Origin of the sequence: Streptomyces sp. NPDC014801 (genome assembly GCF_043082085.1) — a bacterium.
Taxonomy (GTDB): domain Bacteria; phylum Actinomycetota; class Actinomycetes; order Streptomycetales; family Streptomycetaceae; genus Streptomyces.
Genome location: NZ_JBIBXG010000011.1, coordinates 244,328 through 263,169 on the forward strand (window position 1 = coordinate 244,328; position 18,842 = coordinate 263,169).

The window sequence follows — 18,842 nt, forward strand, 5'->3', positions numbered from 1 at the left end:
CCGGCCCTCACTCCGGTGAGCCGTCCCCGGCGTCCGCCTCGGCCGCGTGGACGATGGAGCGCTCCAGCTTGGACAGCAGCCGGGCCAGCTGGCGCCGCTCGGCGGGGGACAGCTCGGCCAGCATCCGCCGCTCGTTGTCCAGGTGCTCGGCGAACACCTCGTCCACCTTGGCGAGACCGGCGTCGGTGAGCCGGGAGTACACCACGCGCCGGTCGTCGGCGTCGCGCTCGCGCACGATCAGGCCGTCCTTCTCCAGCCGGTCGATGCGCAGCGTGACGCCGGCGGAGGAGATCAGCCCGGAGTCGGCGAGCTGGCCGGCGGTGAGCCGGTACGGCTTCCCGGCCCGGCGCAGCGCGGTCAGGACGTCGAAGCCGGCCACGGCGAGCCCGTGCCGCTCGATGGCGGCGGTCAGCCCGGTCTGGTAACGCAGGAAGGTGCGGTGCAGCCGGGCCAGCACCTCCAGCGGGGAGGTGTCCAGTTCCGGGCGTTCCCGGGCCCAGTCGTCGATGATCGCCGCGACGGCGTCCCGCTGGGCCGCAGCCTTCTTCCCCGCCATGTAGCGCCCCTCCTGACCTCTCCGCACGCGCGGACCTGCGCAGAAATCTTAGCCCTGAAATAAGTGCGGTGGGGTACCGGGACCCGTGAGGAGCCGGAGGGCCCGGCGCGGTGGCCGGCCCGGCGTCACCGCGCCGGGCGCCCCTTAGCCAGCAGCCATCCCCACCGGGGGCGTTCCGTGAGCAGCGTGACGGCGGCCAGCACGGAGACGACGGCCGCCGCCCAGACCGGCCACACCGCCCACGCGGCGACCACGGCCGCGGCGAGCTGCAGCAGCACCAGCACAACGGTGACCGCACCCGGCACCGGGACGAGCACCTGCTTCTTGTCGCCCGGGGTGGAGAAGACGGTGGGCAGTCCGATCAGCACGGCCACCGCCAGCACGGCGAGCGTGCGCGAGTGGTCCCACAGCGCCCACGGCGTGGCGACCCAGGCCACGAGTTCCGTGGCGAAGCGCAGCACCGACGCGGTGCGGTCGTCCGGTCGTTCCACAGTGTCCCCCCGTCGGCGCCCCCGAGCCTGCCCGACGATGCTACGGCGACGGGGCCCCGGACGGGGCGGCTCCGTCAGCGTTCCCCGCCCGGCGCGGACACCGCCGCGAGGAACCGCTCCCGGTCGACGACCGTCCGGTCGATCTCGCCCGTCGCGATCAGCTGGCCCGAGCCGTCGACCGCCTGCACGGCGAAGGTGAGCCGGCGGCCGTCCGCGACGGACGGCGGCTGCGCGGTGACCTCCACCGTCTCACCCACCCGGGAGGCCCGCAGGTGCCTGATCCGCACCGCGGTTCCCACACTCGTCCGGCCCGCCCCCGCGAAGGGCGCGGCGGCCTCCATGGTCGCCGCCTCCAGCCACGCGATCAGCCGCGGTGTGGCGAGCACGGGCACATCACCGCTGCCGACCGCCGTCGCGGTGTCGGCGTCGGTCACCTCGTAGCGCATCGCACCACGCTAACCCGGCCGGTGCGCGGGGGGCCGCACCAAGGGCCGCCGACCTCGCGGACCGGCACCCTCAACGGAGGCTGTCCGCCCTGGTCAGGGCCCAGATAAGCGGCGCCTATCAGGTCATCGAAAAGGCCTCTTTGACAAGGCCTCGCCGACGCACGGAAGCTGCCTTCCGGCCATCGCGGACAGGCCGGAGAAGAGGCGGACGGCATCATGAGCGGCATCGAGGACCCGAGCGACGATCTGACGGTCACCCCGCCCAAGCGCTGGGCGACGGGCGTCCCGGCGGTGGCGCACGCGCTGGAGTACTCCCTGGAGCAGACCTCCGTGCGGCGCACCGCGCTGACCCTGCTGAACATCAACCAGGCCAAGGGATTCGACTGCCCTGGCTGCGCCTGGCCGGAGCCCGCGCCGGGCAAGCGGCACCGCAACGAGTACTGCGAGAACGGCGCCAAGCACATCGCCGACGAGGCGACCACGCGCCGGGTCACCGCCGACTTCTTCCGCCGCCACTCGATCGCCGAACTGGACGGCAAGTCCGACTACTGGCTCAACCAGCAGGGCCGGCTCACCGAACCCATGGTGAAGCGGCCCGGCGCCGAGCACTACGAGCCGATCGGCTGGGACGAGGCGCTGGACCTGCTCGCCCGGGAGCTGCGGGCGCTCGACTCACCGGACGAGGCCCTCTTCTACACCTCCGGCCGGCTGAACAACGAAGCCGCGTTCCTGCTGCAGCTGTTCGCCCGCGCCTACGGCACCAACAACCTGCCGGACTGCTCCAACATGTGCCACGAGTCGAGCGGTTCGGCCCTGATGGAGACGCTCGGCATCGGCAAGGGCAGCGTGTCCCTCGACGACATCCACCAGGCGGACCTCGTCTTCGTCGTCGGCCAGAACCCCGGCACCAACCATCCGCGGATGCTGACCGCGCTGGAGGAGACCAAGCGCAACGGCGGCAAGGTCGTCGCCGTCAACCCGCTGCCCGAGGCCGGGCTGATCCGCTTCAAGCACCCGCAGAAGGCGCGCGGCATCGTCGGCCGCGGCACGGCGATCGCCGACCGTTTCCTGCAGATCCGCCCCGGCGGCGACCTCGCCCTCTTCCAGGCGCTGAACCGGATGCTGCTGGAGGCCGAGGACGCCGCACCCGGGGCCGTGCTCGACCACGCCTTCATCGACGCCCACACCACCGGCTTCACCGAGTTCGCCGAGCAGGCCCGCAAGGTCGCCTGGGAGGACGTGCTCACCGCGACCGGCCTGAGCCGCGAGGAGATCGAAGGCGTCCACGACCTGGTCCTGGAGAGCAAGAAGGTCATCGTGTGCTGGGCGATGGGCCTCACCCAGCACAAGCACGGCGTCCCCACGATCCGCGAGGTCGTCAACTTCCTGCTGCTGCGCGGCAACATCGGCCGGCCCGGCGCGGGCGTGTGCCCGGTGCGCGGCCACAGCAACGTCCAGGGCGACCGCACCATGGGCATCTGGGAGCGCATGCCCCGGTCCTTCCTCGACGCCCTGGGCCGCGAGTTCGGCTTCACCCCGCCCACCGAGCACGGACTGGACTCCGTCGACGGCATCCGCGCCCTGCGCGACGGACGGGCGAAGCTCTTCCTCGGCGTGGCCGGCAACTTCGTCCGGGCCACCCCCGACAGCCGGATCACCGAGGAGGCGATGCGGCGCTGCCGGCTCACCGCGCACATCTCCACCAAGCTCAACCGCTCCCACACCGTGTGCGGCGAGACCGCGCTGATCCTGCCCACCCTGGGCCGCAGCGACCGCGACATCCAGGCCGGCGGCGAGCAGTTCGTCACCGTCGAGGACTCCATGAGCGAGGTGCACGCCTCCCGCGGCCGCCTGGAGCCCGCCTCGCCGCACCTGCTCAGCGAGGTCGCGATCATCAGCAGGCTGGCCCGCCGCACCCTCGGCGACACCCCGGACATCCCCTGGGAGGAGTTCGAGGCCGACTACGGCACCATCCGCGACCGCATCGCCCGCGTCGTCCCCGGCTTCGAGGACTTCAACGCCCGCGTCTCGCGGCCCGGCGGCTTCCGCCTGCCCAATCCCGTGAACCGGCGCGTGTTCCCCACCGCCGGCGGCAAGGCCGTCTTCACTCGCAACGACTTCACCACGCCGCGCATCCCCGACGGCCACCTGCTGCTGCAGACGCTGCGCTCCCACGACCAGTGGAACACCATCCCGTACGCCATGAACGACCGCTACCGGGGCATCCACAACGCCCGCCGGGTCGTCCTGGTCAACCCCGACGACCTCACCGCCCTCGGCCTCGCCGACCGCGACCTGGTGGACCTGGTGACGGTGTGGCACGACGGCATCGAACGCCGCGCGGAGAACTTCCGGGTCGTCGCCTACCCCGCCTCCCGCGGCTCGGCCGCCTCCTACTACCCCGAGACCAACGTCCTCGTCCCGCTCGACAGCGTCGCCGACATCAGCAACACCCCCACCTCCAAGAGCGTCCTGGTCCGGCTGGAACCCGCGCGCGTCCCGAGCACACAGGAGCCCGCATGGGACGCGTGACCGCCCGGCGCAAGGTGCTGCGCGTCCGCGACGGCGTGCCCTCGCACCGCCCGGACACCCTCGCCGCCGAGGAACCCATGGAGATCCGGGTCGGCGGACGCCCCCTCGCCGTGACCATGCGCACCCCCGGCGACGACTTCGACCTCGCCGCAGGGTTCCTGGTCGGCGAAGGCGTCCTGCACGCCGCCGGCGACGTCGCCGCGATCCGCTACTGCGCCGGCGCCACCGCGGACGGCGGCAACACCTACAACGTCGTGGACGTCGCCCTGGCACCGGGCGTGCCCGCCCCCGACGCCTCGCTCGAACGCAACTTCTACACCACGTCCTCGTGCGGACTGTGCGGCAAGGCCACGCTCGACGCGGTGCGCACCTCGGCCGCCTGGTCCGTGGCCGGTGACCCGCTGCGCGTCGGACCCGGCCTGCTGACCTCGCTGCCGGGCAAGCTGCGCGCCGCGCAGAAGGTGTTCGACAGCACCGGCGGCCTGCACGCCGCCGGCCTGTTCACCGGCGACGGCGAACTGCTGTGCCTGCGCGAGGACGTGGGCCGGCACAACGCCGTGGACAAGGTCGTCGGGCACGCGCTCCGCTCCGGGCTGCTGCCGCTGCGCGGAAGCGTGCTGATGGTCAGCGGCCGGGCCTCGTTCGAGCTGGTGCAGAAGGCGGTGATGGCCGGCATCCCGATGCTGGCGGCCGTCTCGGCGCCCTCCTCGCTGGCCGTCGACCTGGCCGCCGAGAGCGGGCTGACCCTGGTCGGCTTCCTGCGCGGGGAGTCGATGAACGTCTACGCCGGAGCGGACCGTCTCGACCGCGCCCCGCAGCCGGCACTCCACGCGTGAGTAGCCGGCAGCCCCGGCCGGCCGTCCTCGGGGCCGCGTTCACGACACCAGGGGGTCTCCCGGAAGGCGTTCCAGTGCGCCGGCGACATCCGTGCGCCGGGCGATGTCGGTGAGCGCCCGCGCCATCACCGAGCCCGGCTCCCGTGCCATGACCACCAGCCCGACCGGCACCGTGCGCGCCGGCTCCACCAGCGGCACCGCCCGCATGCCGTGCGGGACACCGAACACGTGCAGCCAGGCGTGCGCCACGATGCTCGCCCACCGTCCCGTCCTGACGTGCGCGAACAGTGCGGCCACCGAGTCCGTCTCGACCCGGGGCGAGGCTTGCGTCCCTGCCTCCGCGAACTGCTCGTCGAGCACCCGGCGCCCCTGCATCGACGGGTTCAGCAGACACAGCGGCAGCCGCGACGCCTCCGCCCAGGTCGCCGTCGCCCGGCGGGCCAGCCCGTCGGCCGCCGAGAGCAGCAGGACGTACCGCTCCTCGTACAGCGGGACGGACTGGAACTGCTCCGGCAGCGTCTCGCGCACATAGGTCAGGCCGGCGTCGATCTCGAAGTTCTGCAACTGGCGCAGGATGTCCACCGACTGCATGTCCGCGATGACCTCGACGGTGGTCAGCGGATGGGCCGCGCAGAACGGGTCGGTCAGCAGCGAGGCGGCGCCCGACGCGGTCGGCACGCAGCCGATCCGCATCCGCCCGCTCAGCCCGCTGCGCAGCGCCCCGGCCTCGTCCTTCAGCGCGTCCCGGTCGGCCAGGACGCGCTGCGCCCAGACGACGATGCGCTCTCCCTCCGGGGTGAGGCCCTCGAACTTGCGGCCGCGCCGCACCAGCGGCACGTCCAGCTCCTCCTCCAGCTTGCGGATCGCCTCCGACAGGGCGGGCTGGGAGACATAGCAAGCCTGCGCCGCGCGCGCGAAGTGACGCTCCCGGGAGAGGGCGACGAGGTACTCGAGTTGACGAAACAGCACGCCCTCGGTCTACCCGACGCCTCCCCGGAACGCCAATCAGCCGCCGATCGACACCACGACCGCGCTCGCGCCGCCCTCCGGGGCCTCGTAGTGCACGGTGTCGCCGGCGCCGTGGCCGAGGAGGGCCCTGCCGAGCGGACTGTCGGCGGTGACCAGCGACTGGTCCAGCGCGTCGGCGACCTCGGCGATGCGGTACGTCTCCTCGGCGCCGTCCGGGAAGCGGACGGTGACCGTGCTGCCCACGCCGACGACATCGGTGCGCGCGGGTCCCGCCCGGCCCGCCTGTTCCAGCCGCACGGTGAGGTCGCGGATGCGGTTGTCCAGCCGCTTCAGTTCCTCGGCGCGCTGCAACTGGTCCGCCTCGTCGGCGCGGTCGCCCACCGCGTCGCCGTCCTGCAGCGTCGCGGCGACCGTGGCGCGGTCGGCCCGCAGGTGGTCCAGCTCCTGTTCGAGGGTGCGGCGGGCGTCGGCGCTGATCGGCTCGATGTCACCGGTCATGCTCACTCCCAAGGGCGCGTGACCTGCGAAAACCGCAGGACGAAGGTGGGTGAAAGCGACATTTCGCAGCCTAGCAGGCCAGGCGGGGACCGGCGCCGGGGTGAGCGGTGGAGGGGTGACATGCCCCGGAGTATGGTGAGGGCGGGTACGTCAGTGACCTGTGTGTCCTGTCCTCCGTCCCTGTCGTGGGAGGTACTCATGTCGTCCAAGCGACGCCGCAAGAAGAAGGCCCGCCGCAGCCACGCCGCGAACCACGGGAAGCGCCCGCAGTGCTGAACGGCGGGACACCCGCAGTGCTGAACGGCGGGACATGCCCGCAGTACTGAACCGCGGGACACACCCCCGGTCCTTCAACGGCGGGATCCTCTCCCGCTGGTGACGGTGGCTCAGCTCTCCGGCTGGGCCGCCGTCTGCTCTCCCTCCGAGGCCGCCGGCGCCTGCGCCGCGGGTGCCGCCTGCGATCCGTTCGCCTCCTGCGAGGCCTCGGGGGCGGTGTAGAACACCGAGCTGCCCTGCTTCGTACGCTGCGCGTGGTTGCGGGCGACGAGGCTCTCGAGCGTGGTGCGCACGACCGTCGTCTTGAAGCTCCGCTGAGGATGCGCCTGCCCCAGCGCCTCGGCGACCTCCGCCGCCGAGCGCGGCTCCTTCTGCTCGGTGAGGTGCTGACGGACGAGCTCCACCAGCTTCGGCGCGCCACCGGCGGCCGGCGAGGTCCTGGCGGTGGACTTCTTGGCCGCCGCCTGCTTCTTCTTCGCACCGCCACGCGCGGCGCCCGCGGCCTTCGCTTCCGCCGCCTTCGCGGCGGGTGCCTTGGCCTCCGCCGCCTTGGCGGCCGGCGCCTTCGCTTCTGCCGCCTTCGCGGCCGGCGCCTTGGTCTGTGCTGCCTTGGCGGCCGGTGCCTTGGCCGCCGGCGTCTTCGTGGCAGTCGACTTGGTGGCTGCGGTCTTCGTGGACTTGGCGCGCGTCCGCTTGCCGGCGGCGCCGGCGCCGGTGCCCGTGCGCGGCTTGCGCGCGGCCGACCTGCGCGGAGCCGGCACGACGACCGACTCGGCCGCGCTCGAAGTGTCTTCGGCGGCGTCCGTGTTCGTGGTGTCCGTCGCGTCCGGCGTCGCGCCCTCCAGGGCCTGACGCACGTTCTGCAGCACGCCGAAGTCGTGCTGCAGCGCGGCGAGCTGTTCCTGCAGCGCGGAGATCTCCGCGCCGATGCGCTCGCGTTCCTTGGTGTTGTGTTCCAGGTCGCTGGTCACCTGGGCGAGGTACTGCGAGGTGAGGTGGGTGGCGGACACACTGGCGTCGGACATGACGCGGTTCTCCCTACGTTTCCTGCGGTGACACGGCAGGTCTGCGGCCGTGCCACGGCGCGATCAGGTTGGGAGACAGCATGCGGGGACGGCCGTTGCTCCTGCAAGGCCTTCACCACAGTCGCGACATGTGCGAGCCCCCCGACGCCACATGTGCGAGCCCCGAAACGGCATGGACGAGTCCCCGGTCGCGGCATGTGCGGGACCACGACCGCACCATGTGCGGGAGGGCAACGGCCGTATGTATGTGCGGGACCACATCCGTGGCATGCGCGAAACATGGACCCGGCACGGACGCGGCACAGACGAGTCGCGAGCCGTGGCATGCGCGAGGTGTGCGGCGGGCGTAGCCTGACCGCGGCGGTCGTCGTCGGCGCCGGGCCCAACGGGCTTGCCGCCGAGGCCCCGCCGGGCCGTCGCGGGCCTCGATGTGACCGTGCTGGACAAGCTCGACCTGGCCGTCGACGGCGGCGTGCCCTGGCGCAACGCGGCCGCCCGCCGTGCCGTCGCCGTGCATGTGGGCGGCCGCTACGCCGAAGTCGCCTGTGCCAAGCGGGAGGTGGCGGCCGGACGCATGCCCGAGCGCCCCTTCGTCCTGGCGGGCCGGCAGTACCTGGCGGACCCTTCCCGCTCGGCCGGCGACATCCACCCGGTCTGGGCCTACGCGCACGTTCCGCACGGGTGGGACCGGGACGCCACGCAGGCGATCCTCGCCCAACTGGAACGCTTCGCGCCCGGTGTGCGCGACCGGATCGTCGCCCTGCGCGCCGCCCCGCCCGCGGCCCTCGTCGCGGGCAACGCGAACTTCGCCGGCGGGGACATCCTCACCGGCGCGGAGACCGTGCCCCGGCTGCTGTTCGGCGCCGGCCCGGCCCGCGACCCCTGTGCGACGGGTCTGCGGGGTGTGTTCCTGTGCTCGGCCGCCACCCCGCCGGGTCCGGGCGCGCCCACGGCATGTGCGGTGCCGGGGCGGCGCGCTCGGCGCTGCGCCACCTCGGCATGCGGCCCGTACGGCTGCCGTCCGCGGGCCGTCCTACAGGTACGGCCGGGTGATCAGCTCGATCGCATGGCCGGAGGGGTCCTTGAAGTAGACGCCCCGCCCGCCGTGCTCGTGGTTGATCTCGCCCGGGCGGCGCATCTGCGGATCGGCCCAGTGCTCGACGCCCTGCTCGCACAGCCGCCGGTAGGCGCGGTCGAAGAGTTCGTCGTCGATGAGGAAGGCGTAGTGCTGCATCTGGATCTCCACCGGCGGTTCGGCGAACTGCAGCAGGACCCCGTCCGGGAGCTGGATGTTGGTGAAGGGGCCCCAGGACGGGGCCGCGGGCACCTCCAGCAGCTCGCGGAAGAAGCGAGAGGACTCTTCACGGTCCTTGGAGGCGATGATGGTGTGGTTGAAGCTGACGGACATGTTCGGCGGACCTCGCTGTCGTGTGCTGCGGATGTAGGGCTCGTGGTGCACGAGCGCGAGGAGGTCCGCGTGCCGAGGTGTGGGGGTGCCCGCCGGGCACCCGGGGAGGGATCAGTCCTCCACCGGATCGCCGATCCGTGCGTGGCGTAGAGCCGTTCCGGTGTTCACGTCGCGGAACTCTACGCGGTCATGGCCACCCCCACAACGCGGTTTCTCACACGGCCGGTTCGGCGGCCGGCTCCGTGCCCGTCCGCAGGCCGCGCCCCGGCAGGGCCAGCACCGCCAGCACCGCGAGGACCGCGACGGCGGCGAAGAAGTAGAAGCCCCACGGATGCCCGATTCCGGCGGCCACCAGCGCCCCGCTGACCGACGGTCCGACGATCGAGCCGATCCGGCCGATGCCGGAGGCCGACCCGAGCGCGGTGCCCCGCACCGCCGCCGGGTAGTACGACGTGACGTAGGCGTACACCAGCACCTGGGCGGAGAAGACGAACACGCCGGTGAGGAAGACGACCGTGTTCAGCAGCAGGTCGCTGTCCGTCCTGACGCTCAGCAGCGCCAGCATCACGGCGGAGACTGCGAACCAGCCCACCGTGGTGGCCTTGATGCCCCGGCGGTCGGCGACGGCCCCGGCCAGGACCAGTCCGACGACGCCGCCCACGTTGAGGACGAGCAGCTGGGTCACGGCCGTCGGCACCGGGTAGCCGGCGTCGTTCATCAGCTTCGGCAGCCAGGTGTTGAGGCCGTACACCAGCAGCAGGCCCATGAAGGAGGCGAGCCATATGCCGATGCCGGCCCGCAGGTACGCCGGCTTGAGCAGCTCCGTGAACGGGACGCGTGCCTGTGCGGTGTCGGCGCGCCGGGCGTGCACGAACGCCTCCGACTCCGGCAGCCGGAACCACTGCAGCGCGGCGACGGCCAGCCCCGCGACGCCCAGGACGTAGAACAGCACCTGCCAGTGGTCGGTCACCCGCAGGGCGAGCAGCGAGGTGATGACGGCGCCGGTGTGGTAGCCGGTCATGGTCAGGGTGCTGGCCCGGGCCCGCCGCTCGGCCGGCATGTGCTCGGCCATCATGGTCAGGGACACCGGCATGCAGGCGCCCAGGCCCAGCCCCGCGACCAGCCGCAGCGCGGCGAAGACGGTGACCGAGCCGGCCAGCGGCACCAGGATCGTGAACAGGGAGAAGAGCACCACCGAGCCGATGAGGACCAGCCGGCGGCCCCACCGGTCGGCGAGCGGGCCGGCGGACACCGCGCCGATCGCCACCCCGACGAGGGAGAGCGTGGCGACGGTCGTGGCGTCCCCGGCGGTCATGCCGAGGTGATGGGTCTTCAGCAGGGTGGGGATGATGGCGCCGAGGACGACGAGGTCGTAACCCTCGAGCAGGACGGTGATCCAGCACAGGACGACCGTCCAGGCGCTGCGGCTCGGTCTCGGGGACGGGAGAGCGGAGGTCATGGGGACGCGTACTCCTCTGAGGCGGCTGCGGGAGACGGGGAGGGGAGGGTCAGAAGGGGTAGTCGGCGATGTCCGCGCGGACGGTGAGCCACTGGGTCTCGGTGAAGGCCTCGATGTTGGCGGCGGCGCCGCCGAACCGGGACCCGGTGCCGGAGGCCTTGACCCCGCCGAAGGGCGCGTTCGGCTCGTCGGCGACCGTCTGCTCGTTGATGTGGACCTTGCCGGAGTCGACGAGGTCGGCGAGGCGCATGGCCGTGCCGACGTCGCCGAGGATGCCGACGGACAGCCCGTAGGGGCAGTCGTCGACGATCCGGGCGGCCTCCTCCACAGTGGAGAAGCCGACGACGGGCGCGACCGGACCGAAGATCTCCTCCTGCCAGGCGGGCATGTCCGGGGTGAGGTCCCTGAGCACGGTGGCCCGGTAGCCGGCCCCGGCGATCTCGCCGCCCGCGACCACCTTGGCGCCCGCCGCGACGCTGTCGGTGACGATGCGGTGGACGCGCTCCAGCTGGCCGCGGTCGATGAGCGGGCCCAGGGCCACGTCCTCGCGCGCCGGGTCGCCGACCGGCAGCGCCTCGGCCTTCGCGGCGAGCGCGGCGACGTACTCCTCCAGCAGGGACTCGTGGACGATGTGCCGGCCGGTGGTCATGCAGATCTGCCCCTGGTGCAGATACGACCCGAACGCTCCCGCGGACGCCGCCTTCGCCACGTCGGCGCCCTCCAGCACCACCAGCGCGTTGTTCCCGCCGAGTTCGAGGTGCGCCCGCTTCAGCAGCTGCCCGGCCCGCTCGCCGATCGCCCGTCCGACCGGCGTGGAGCCGGTGAACGACACCACCCGCACCTCGGGTGCCTCCACGACCGCCTGCCCGACCGAACCGTCCCCGGGCAGCAGGTGCAGCACCCCGTCGGGCAGCCCGGCCTCCTGGAAGATGCGCGCGATGACGACGCCTCCGCTGACCGCGGTGCGCGGATCCGGCTTGAGCAGTACCGCGTTGCCCAGGGCGAGCGCTGGTGCGACCGAGCGCAGCCCCAGGATCAGCGGGAAGTTGAACGGAGCGATCACGCTCACCACGCCGGCCGGCCGGCGCCGGGCGAGGGACCAGCGCGCCTCCTCGGAGGTGAGCACCTCGCCCTGCGGGTGCGTCGGCAGGCCCGCGCACTCGAAGCACTCGCCGATCGCGAGCCCCACCTCGAAGCCGGCCTTGGCCCGCACCGAACCGGCCTCCCGTACCAGCCACTCCTCGATCGCGGCGGCGTGTTCGGTGAACAGCTCGCCCGCACGCCGCAGCACCGCGGCCCGCTGCTGCGGCGAGGTGCGTGCCCAGGCCCGCTGGGCCTCGGCGGCCCGGGCGGAGGCGGCGCGCACGTCGTCGGGGGAGGCGAGGCCGATCGTGCCGAGCCGGTCGCCGGTGGCGGGCTCGGTCACCGGCTGCGCGGCGGGGGCGTCCCGCCAGCCGTCGCTGAAGAACTTCCCGTCCCAGACGGCGCTGTCCAGGAGAGTCATGGGCGTCCCTTTCTCGTGGGGTCAGTTGGGGGCGGTGAGCGCGGTGTCCACCTGGATCAGCCGCGGCCCGTCGGGGCGCCGGGCGAGCAGGGCCCGCAGCTCCTCCGGATCACGGGCGTGGGCGGCGGTGACGCCGTACCCCTCGGCGATCCGGGTGAAGTCCAGGCCGGGGATGTCCAGTCCCGGTGCGTCCGGCACGCCGAGCAGGCCGCCGAACCAGCGCAGCGCCCCGTAGGTGCCGTTGCGCAGCAGCACCACGGTCACCGGCAGCCGGTGCCGGGCCGCCGTCCACAGGGCCGTGATGCCGTAGTTGGCGGAGCCGTCCCCGGTCACGGCGACGACCGGCCGGTCGGGCCGGCCCAGGGCGACGCCCACGGCGCCGGGCAGGCCGAAGCCGAGGCCGCCGGCCGCCGGGAAGTAGTAGGAACCCGGCCGGCGCAGGTCCATCTGGCGCCACCACGCGGCGTTCGTCGACGTCGACTCCACGACGTACGCGGTGTCCTCGGGCAGCTCGTCGCGCAGCGCGGCGAACACCTCCTCCGGGTGCAGCCGGCCGCCGTCCCCCGGCTGCGGCGGCGGCACCGGCCGGTAGTCGCCCACGGGCGCGGCGGGCGCGCCGAGCGCGCCGAGCAGCAGCTCGATCACCGCGCCCGGATCGGCCACCAGCGCCTCGCCCATCGGTGCCCGCGCGGCGGCCGAGGCGTCCTCGGTGACCTGCACCAGCCGGGTGCCCTCGGGCAGATAGCGGCCCGGCAGGTACTCGTGGTAGCGGAACACCGGCGCCCCGAGGACCAGCACCAGGTCGTGGCCCTCGACGGCCCGGCGGACCGGTTCGATCCCGGCGGGCAGCACGCCCCGGAACAGCGGGTGCCGGTTGGGGAACGGCAGCCGGAACAGCGACGGCGCCGCCCACACCGGGCAGCCGAGGGCCTCGGCCAGCCGGACGGCCGCGCCGAAGTGCCCGTCGGTGTCGATGTCGCCGCCGAGCACCAGCGCCGGCCGCCGCGCGGCGGTGACCTGTTCGACGAGCCGGCGCGCCTGCTTCGCGCCGGGCTCGCCCGCCCGCTGGACCTGCCGGTCCAGGACGGCGAGGGCGTTGTCCCCGGCGTCGGCGGCCCAGTCGTCGTAGGGCACGGAGAGATACGTCGGGCGGCGCTGCAGCCGCGCCTCGAAGACCGCCTGGGCGAGGGCGCGCGGCACGTCCTGGGCGCAGGCCGGCTCGGCCGCCCACCCGACGAGGGGCTTCATCAGCGCGGGAGCGTCCACGTTCGTCAGGTTCGCCTCCGGGCCCACGGCGGGCCGTACCTGCTGTCCGGCGACGACGACGAGCGGGGTGCGGGAGGCCACGGCGTTGGTCAGGGCGCCCATGGCGTTCCCGGAGCCGGCGGCCGCGTGCAGGTTGACGAGCACCGGGTGGCCCGTCGCCTGCGCGTAGCCGTCGGCCATGCCGACGACCGCGCCCTCGTGCAGGCCCAGCACATAGCGGAACCCGTCGGGCAGCTCGGCGAGGAAGGGCAGCTCGTTGGAGCCGGGATTGCCGAAGATCGTGGTGAGTCCCTGGCGCTGCAGGAACTCGTGGGAGACACGGCGTACGGACGGCACGGCGACGTTCCTTTCCGAAGTGACCCACGCCACGCTAGGGATCTGGCGACATGGACTCCAATAGATGTTTCCGCGCGCCGATATAGAGTCCATCGATATGAGGAGCTTCGACCTCAACCTGGCCCGGGTCTTCGTCCTGCTGTACGAGACCGGCAGCGTCACGGCCACCGCCGACACGCTGCACCTCACCCAGCCGACCGTCAGCTACAGCCTGGGCAAGCTGCGCCGGCACTTCGGCGACGAGCTCTTCCACCGCACGGGCCGCGGACTGACGCCGACCGCCGGCGCGCGCCGGCTCTACGAGCCGCTGCAGCGCGCCCTCGCGGAGATCGACGGCACGGTCCGCCAGGCCGACGACTTCGACCCGGAGACCATGCCCGGCCGCTTCACGCTGGCCCTGTCCGACCTCGGCGAGGCCACACTGCTGCCCCGGCTGCTCGCGGCGGCCCGGCTGCGGGCCCCGCGCGTGTCCTTCACGGTGCGCGCCCTCGACGTCGAGGAGGCGGAGCACCAGCTGCGGCGCGGCGACCTCGACGCGTTCGTCGCCACCCCCGTGCTGACCTCGCACCGCACCGAGCGCATCCCGCTCTTCGGCGAGCGGTACGTCGCGATGGTCGCCGCCGACCATCCCCGGGTGCGCGGCGACGCGGTCAGCCTCGAACAGCTCGCCGCCGAGCACCACGCGACGGTGTACGGGCCGAGCGGCCACGTCGTCCCGCGCGAGGTGCTCGCCACGTACGGGCTGCTGGACCGGGTCGCGGTGGACGCCACCCGGTTCTCGATGCTGCCGTATCTGCTGGAGCAGACCGATCTGATCGCGATCGTGCCCGAGTTCGTGGGGGAGGTCTTCACCGCCTCGCGCCGGCTGCGCCTGGTGCGGCTGCCGTTCGAGACCGAGCCGATCGAGGTGGCGCTGTACGCCCGGCACGAGTCCTCGCGCAGTCCCTCGCAGCGCTGGCTGGTGCGGTTCATGGCCGAGGTGCTGGGCGAACGCGTCAGCCCCGCCCAGCTCCCGCCGACCACGGGCAGCGGCTGAGAGCCGCCTCATGCCCGCTCGACGGTGACCACCACCTCGCGGTCCGGCGCGGCGGCGATCCAGGCCCGCCCCGGCTCCCGGCGCGGCACCGCCCCGTCCGCGGTGACCCGCCAGCCGCCCGGCGGCAGGGACAGCTCGGTCAGCCGGGTGCCGTGCCGCGCGGCGCGGTAGGCCAGCCGGTACACGCCCGCCTGCGGGTCGTACGACGCCGAGCGGACCGTGCCGGCCACGCTCACCGCGTACGGCTCTACGGTCAGCTCCTTGTTGGCGCGGAAGGCGCCGGAGCCGTCGACCGCGCAGTACCCGCCGCCGTAGCACCACACATAGCCGGCCCAGCCGGAGGTGTAGCGGGCGAGGGAGGCCATCGCGTCGCCGTAGAACTGCCGCATGTGGGGCAGGGAGGTGTTCAGCGGCCCCCACTCGCCCACCACGACCGGCACCTTGTACCGCTTCGGGTACGCGACGACGGCCCGCTCGTACGCCTCGATCCACCCGGCGTCCGGGTCGTAGTCGGCTCCCGCCTCCATGGCGGTGTTGTAGAAGTGCGGCGCGTACACCACCTTCGGGTCGTCGACGCGTCCGAGGCCGGTCGGCACGCCCTCGCCGACGATCGGCGTGGGCTCGACGAACAGCCAGGCGTCCCGGTCCGCCGAACGCACCGCGCCGGCCAGGCGGTTGTACATCGGGGTCAGCTGCTCGCGCTCGATGCGGGCGGCCGCCGTGGGCAGGTCCTCACCCTCCTTGGCTTCGCCCATCGGCTCGTTGATGAGGTCGTAGCCGATGACGGCCGGGTGGTGGGCGAAGCGGCCGGCGAGCACCCGCCACGCGTCGGCCTGGGCGCGGCGCAGGTCGGGGTCGTCGTAGAGATGGGTGAACGCGCGCTGCACGGCGGGCTCGAAGTACTCGGCGAACCAGTCGCCGGGGTGCGGGCGGAACGGCAGGCCGTCCGTTCTGGTCGCCCACTCCGGGACGCCGCGATGGCCGAACGCGGGCCCGAACACGTCCTGGTGGGCATCGATCAGCACCTTGACGCGGTACCGCTGCGCCCAGTCGAGGATCCGCTCGATCCGGCGCAGGTACGCCTCGCTGTAGTGTCCCCGCCGCGGCTCCAGGTCGTCCCAGAACACCAGCAGCCGGGCGAAGTCGAACCCGTGGGCGCGCAGGTCCCGGAAGTGGCGCTCGGTGACGGCGGACAGCGCCTTCTCGCCCCGGTTCGCCTTGTCCTCGACGTTCCAGCCGCGCAGGGTCAGCACCCGTCCCTGCCGGTCGGTGAGGCGGGGGACGCCGGGGTCCTCCCGCGGGGCCGGGTGGGTCGCGGGGGCGAGCAGCGCGGCCACCGCCACGCCTGCCGTCAGGGTCGTTCGCAGCACGGACACCTCCGGGGGTCGGGGCTCGCGGAGCCGCGAAGCGGAACATGAGCCTCCCTCAACTTTGCTCGGCAGAGGTATTCCCAACGCGGCTACCGACCAGTAAATACCGTGGGTAACCCCACGTCCAGGAGGTGTCATGAGACGCTCCCGGTACCACGCCCGACGGACCGTCACCACCCTCGCCGCCCTGCTCGGCCTGGCGACGGCCGCCCTTCCCGCCACCGCGGCCGCCGCCGACGGCGCCCCGCGGCAGGCGACCGCCGCACCCCTGCCACCCGACCTCGAGGCCGTCCGCGCCGCCGAGGCCACCCGGCTCTACGGCGATCCCGCCGAACGCCCGCTCGCCGACCGCAAGACCGCGCTCATCTCCCTCGGCGACAGCGAGATCTCCGGCGAGGGCGTCGGCACGTACGAGGCACCCACCAACGGCCCCGACAACTGGTGCCACCGCTCACCCGACGCGGCCATCCACCGCACCGGCATCCCCGCCGACCTCACCTACAACGTCGCCTGCTCCGGCGCCTACACCGGCAACATCAGGATCGGCGGCACCAAGCAGTACGCCGACGAACTCGTCCAGAGCGACAGCCTCGCCGTCAAGGCCCGCAACACCCGCATCAAGATGATCCTCCTCGTCGCCGGCGCCAACGACGACCTCCAGTTCGGCCCCGTCATGACCGACTGCGTCGAGCGCTATCTGCTCTCCCAGGGGCCCTGCGCACCCAAGTACGCCCCCGGCTGGCAGGCCCGCGTCGACGCCCTGGTCCCCAAGGTCGAACAGACCGTGCGCGACCTGAAGTCCGTGATGCGCGACGCCGGTTACGCCGACGGCGACTACCGGCTCGTCCTGATGGGCTACCCCAGCCCCATCGGCCCCGACTTCCGCGACAACCCCGGCTACAGCGGCAAACTCGCCTGCGGCGGCCTCGGTTACGACTCCGACACCGTCTGGGGCCGCGACAGCGCCGTACCCGCCTTCGAACGCGGCCTGCGCAAAGCCGCCGCCGACACCGGCGCCTCCTTCCTCGACAACTCCCGCCTCTTCCACGGCCACGAGGTCTGCACGGAGAACACCTGGGCGCGCGGCCTGTACATCGACCTGTCCAAGCCCGGCCTGCCGGACGAGAACTCCGTGCGCCAGTCCTTCCACCCCAACGCCCGCGGCCACGCCGCCTTCGCCACCTGCCTCACCCGCTTCTACGCCGCCGGCCTGCGCGAGGCGTCCTGCGCCGACGTCGACTCCTCGGGTACGCCGGCGCTCTTCCCCTTCGCCTGGGACGACGTCTACGCCCCGGTCCGCAACCAGGCGACCGGCACCTGCATGGACGTCACCGCCTCCAGCAGTGCCGACGGCACCGGCGTCCTCGGCTGGGACTGCACCGGCAACCGCAACCAGCGCTGGTGGTACGACCCGGACCGGCAGACCTACCACACCGAACTCACCCAGGACCGCTGCCTGGACGTGCCCGGCGCGCAGTACCGCACCGGCGCCGCGCTCATCATCTGGAACTGCTCCGGCGCCGCCAACCAGAAGTTCGTCCGCGACGGCGCCACCATCCGCCCGGCCGCCGCGACGGGCCTGTGCCTGACCCAGACCACGGCCCGCGACCCGCTGCGCCTGCAGACCTGCGACGGCACACAGAGCCAGAGGTTCACCTCCTAGCCCCCCCGCCCAAGGGGCCCGAAGCGGCACTCTTCACCCCAACGAGTGAATTACGGGACGGATTTCCGGACGTCCGCCCCCGCGTCCGGTGTGCTGAGCCGCGCGGGGCCCCGACCGGACGGGGCCCCGCCGACGAGGCAGGGGGGAGTGGGACGGATGCGTCTCATCGTCTTGTGCGCCTGGCTGGTGACGGCCGCCCTCGGCGGCCACCTCGCCACCGTGTGGATCCGTCACGGCGGACTGCGCCAGCGCACGCCCGGCGTGACCCGGCTGCCGCTGTGGCTGGTGCTGGGGCACGTGGCGCTCGCGGTCTGCGGACTCGCCGCCTGGTGCGCCTACGTACTGGGCGGCGTGCGCAGTTCCGCGTGGGCGGCCTGCGCGGTCGTCCTGATCGTGGCCGCCTTCGGCTTCATGATGCTGCTGCGCTGGCTGCCCAGCTCCGGCCGGCACTCCCACGCCGGCGGCGCCACCGCCGAACGCCACTTTCCGCTGACCGCCGTCGTCGCCCACGGCGCGAGCGCCGGCGCCACGGTGCTGCTCGTCGTCCTTGTCGTCGTGGGACGCGCCTGACACGGCCCGCACCGATACGCCGGCGGCTCCCTCGGCCGGACCCGCACCGGTGCGCCGGTGGCTCCCGCCGCCGGGCCGGCGCCCCGTGGATCACGGGCCGGGCAGCCGCCGCACCGGCGGGACACCTCGCGTACGGGAACGGGTGAACCAGCCGTGCGCCGTGTCCCACAGACGGGCCCGCGCCGCCTCCCAGTCCGGCTCCCAGCCGGGCCGCACCCCTCGCGCCCCCCAGCCGTCCGGCCGGCGGCGCGGCACGTCGAGCCCGGCCGCGTGGGCGGCGAGCGCGGCGTCGCACACCTCGCGGGCGATCCGCACGGCTTCACGGCCGCTGTCCGCCTGGCCGGTGAAGACATAGCTCCCCCGGCGGTCCGGCTGCGCCCGGTGCGTGATCGGGACGTCGACCTGGAAGTACGGCTTGACCACCACGTCCACCTTCCTGTGTCGGTCGGGTCGGTGTGACGAACGTATGGGCGATCCGCGGGGCCTGCCATCCGGGGAGGGGGCGCTACGTATACGCAATTAACCCGCACCGCAGGCCGGAGCCACAGCCGATCGGTTCCGGGACCTTTCGTTCCGGCGCATTCCGGACGCAGAATCGACG

The 18,842-nt window shown here is 73.2% G+C and carries 17 protein-coding genes; 5 read left to right on the forward strand and 12 right to left on the reverse strand.

The genetic code is table 11. From position 1 onward, the window contains the following. Positions 1-7: 7 nt before the first annotated feature. From ACF1AL_RS26985 to ACF1AL_RS26995, 3 genes are all read right to left on the reverse strand, one after another. Complete coding sequence (locus tag ACF1AL_RS26985; RefSeq protein WP_366837779.1) at positions 8-556, reverse strand: MarR family transcriptional regulator; 549 nt, start codon at positions 554-556, stop codon at positions 8-10. A gap of 125 nt (positions 557-681) precedes the next feature. Further along, positions 682-1,047, reverse strand: a complete 366-nt coding sequence (locus tag ACF1AL_RS26990; RefSeq protein ID WP_391827750.1) for a hypothetical protein — start codon at positions 1,045-1,047, stop codon at positions 682-684. A 74-nt stretch (positions 1,048-1,121) separates the two neighbouring features. After that, positions 1,122-1,493, reverse strand: coding sequence for a thioesterase family protein (locus ACF1AL_RS26995; protein ID WP_391827752.1), 372 nt, complete (start codon positions 1,491-1,493; stop codon positions 1,122-1,124). A gap of 216 nt (positions 1,494-1,709) precedes the next feature. On the opposite strand from ACF1AL_RS26995, the gene ACF1AL_RS27000 reads away from it, so the two are divergent. Continuing rightward, the gene (locus ACF1AL_RS27000; protein WP_391820168.1) at positions 1,710-4,025 is read left to right on the forward strand and encodes an FdhF/YdeP family oxidoreductase; all 2,316 of its coding nucleotides are present in this window, start codon (positions 1,710-1,712) and stop codon (positions 4,023-4,025) included. Further along, entirely contained in the window at positions 4,013-4,861 is an 849-nt protein-coding gene (gene fdhD, locus ACF1AL_RS27005) for a formate dehydrogenase accessory sulfurtransferase FdhD (RefSeq protein WP_391827754.1), read from the forward strand. The genes ACF1AL_RS27000 and fdhD overlap by 13 nt, the downstream gene beginning before the upstream one ends. A 39-nt stretch (positions 4,862-4,900) precedes the next feature. On the opposite strand, the gene ACF1AL_RS27010 is transcribed toward fdhD, so the two are convergent. From ACF1AL_RS27010 to mdlC, 7 genes are all read right to left on the reverse strand, one after another. After that, complete coding sequence (locus ACF1AL_RS27010) at positions 4,901-5,830, reverse strand: LysR family transcriptional regulator (RefSeq protein ID WP_391661605.1); 930 nt, start codon at positions 5,828-5,830, stop codon at positions 4,901-4,903. Positions 5,831-5,866: 36 nt separating this feature from the next. Then, positions 5,867-6,328, reverse strand: a complete 462-nt coding sequence (locus ACF1AL_RS27015; RefSeq protein WP_366837785.1) for a GreA/GreB family elongation factor — start codon at positions 6,326-6,328, stop codon at positions 5,867-5,869. Positions 6,329-6,714: 386 nt separating this feature from the next. After that, a complete protein-coding gene (locus ACF1AL_RS27020; RefSeq protein WP_391827756.1) occupies positions 6,715-7,629 on the reverse strand; it encodes a hypothetical protein in 915 nt (304 codons plus the stop codon). Between the two features lie 1,033 nt (positions 7,630-8,662). Further along, positions 8,663-9,037: a VOC family protein gene (locus ACF1AL_RS27025; RefSeq protein ID WP_366837788.1), complete on the reverse strand. Its 375-nt coding sequence runs from the start codon at positions 9,035-9,037 to the stop codon at positions 8,663-8,665. A 214-nt stretch (positions 9,038-9,251) separates the two neighbouring features. Then, positions 9,252-10,496 (reverse strand): aromatic acid/H+ symport family MFS transporter, encoded by a 1,245-nt coding sequence (locus ACF1AL_RS27030; RefSeq protein ID WP_366837789.1) that lies wholly within the window; start codon positions 10,494-10,496, stop codon positions 9,252-9,254. Between the two features lie 49 nt (positions 10,497-10,545). Continuing rightward, positions 10,546-12,000 (reverse strand): benzaldehyde dehydrogenase, encoded by a 1,455-nt coding sequence (locus tag ACF1AL_RS27035; protein ID WP_391778370.1) that lies wholly within the window; start codon positions 11,998-12,000, stop codon positions 10,546-10,548. A gap of 21 nt (positions 12,001-12,021) precedes the next feature. After that, the gene (gene mdlC / locus ACF1AL_RS27040; RefSeq protein WP_391827758.1) at positions 12,022-13,602 is read right to left on the reverse strand and encodes a benzoylformate decarboxylase; all 1,581 of its coding nucleotides are present in this window, start codon (positions 13,600-13,602) and stop codon (positions 12,022-12,024) included. Between the two features lie 97 nt (positions 13,603-13,699). On the opposite strand from mdlC, the gene ACF1AL_RS27045 reads away from it, so the two are divergent. After that, positions 13,700-14,638 (forward strand): LysR family transcriptional regulator, encoded by a 939-nt coding sequence (locus ACF1AL_RS27045; protein WP_366837792.1) that lies wholly within the window; start codon positions 13,700-13,702, stop codon positions 14,636-14,638. Positions 14,639-14,646: 8 nt separating this feature from the next. Here the strand turns inward: ACF1AL_RS27045 and ACF1AL_RS27050 are convergent, their stop codons facing one another. Further along, positions 14,647-16,008 carry a cellulase family glycosylhydrolase gene (locus ACF1AL_RS27050; RefSeq protein WP_391827760.1) on the reverse strand — a complete coding sequence of 454 codons (1,362 nt, stop codon included), beginning with the start codon at positions 16,006-16,008 and terminating at the stop codon, positions 14,647-14,649. 136 nt (positions 16,009-16,144) lie between these two features. On the opposite strand from ACF1AL_RS27050, the gene ACF1AL_RS27055 reads away from it, so the two are divergent. Together ACF1AL_RS27055 and ACF1AL_RS27060 are read left to right on the forward strand one after the other, a co-directional pair. After that, on the forward strand, positions 16,145-17,671 hold the full coding sequence (locus ACF1AL_RS27055; protein ID WP_391827762.1) for a ricin-type beta-trefoil lectin domain protein: 1,527 nt from the start codon (positions 16,145-16,147) through the stop codon (positions 17,669-17,671). Between the two features lie 156 nt (positions 17,672-17,827). After that, complete coding sequence (locus ACF1AL_RS27060) at positions 17,828-18,241, forward strand: hypothetical protein (RefSeq protein WP_391778375.1); 414 nt, start codon at positions 17,828-17,830, stop codon at positions 18,239-18,241. Positions 18,242-18,331: 90 nt separating this feature from the next. Here the strand turns inward: ACF1AL_RS27060 and ACF1AL_RS27065 are convergent, their stop codons facing one another. Continuing rightward, on the reverse strand, positions 18,332-18,667 hold the full coding sequence (locus tag ACF1AL_RS27065) for a hypothetical protein (RefSeq protein WP_384203212.1): 336 nt from the start codon (positions 18,665-18,667) through the stop codon (positions 18,332-18,334). Positions 18,668-18,842: the final 175 nt, after the last annotated feature.

Excerpts from the sequence above, each read along its gene's own strand:
- ACF1AL_RS26995 (WP_391827752.1), bottom strand. The coding sequence starts at position 1,493 with ATGCGCTACGAGGTGACCGACGCCGACACCGCGACGGCGGTCGGCAGC.
- ACF1AL_RS27020 (WP_391827756.1), bottom strand. The coding sequence starts at position 7,629 with ATGTCCGACGCCAGTGTGTCCGCCACCCACCTCACCTCGCAGTACCTC.
- ACF1AL_RS27030 (WP_366837789.1), bottom strand. The coding sequence starts at position 10,496 with ATGACCTCCGCTCTCCCGTCCCCGAGACCGAGCCGCAGCGCCTGGACG.
- ACF1AL_RS27000 (WP_391820168.1), top strand. The coding sequence starts at position 1,710 with ATGAGCGGCATCGAGGACCCGAGCGACGATCTGACGGTCACCCCGCCC.
- ACF1AL_RS26985 (WP_366837779.1), bottom strand. The coding sequence starts at position 556 with ATGGCGGGGAAGAAGGCTGCGGCCCAGCGGGACGCCGTCGCGGCGATC.
- ACF1AL_RS27025 (WP_366837788.1), bottom strand. The coding sequence starts at position 9,037 with ATGTCCGTCAGCTTCAACCACACCATCATCGCCTCCAAGGACCGTGAA.
- ACF1AL_RS27045 (WP_366837792.1), top strand. The coding sequence starts at position 13,700 with ATGAGGAGCTTCGACCTCAACCTGGCCCGGGTCTTCGTCCTGCTGTAC.
- ACF1AL_RS27035 (WP_391778370.1), bottom strand. The coding sequence starts at position 12,000 with ATGACTCTCCTGGACAGCGCCGTCTGGGACGGGAAGTTCTTCAGCGAC.
- fdhD (WP_391827754.1), top strand. The coding sequence starts at position 4,013 with ATGGGACGCGTGACCGCCCGGCGCAAGGTGCTGCGCGTCCGCGACGGC.
- ACF1AL_RS27015 (WP_366837785.1), bottom strand. The coding sequence starts at position 6,328 with ATGACCGGTGACATCGAGCCGATCAGCGCCGACGCCCGCCGCACCCTC.
- ACF1AL_RS27060 (WP_391778375.1), top strand. The coding sequence starts at position 17,828 with ATGCGTCTCATCGTCTTGTGCGCCTGGCTGGTGACGGCCGCCCTCGGC.
- ACF1AL_RS27055 (WP_391827762.1), top strand. The coding sequence starts at position 16,145 with ATGAGACGCTCCCGGTACCACGCCCGACGGACCGTCACCACCCTCGCC.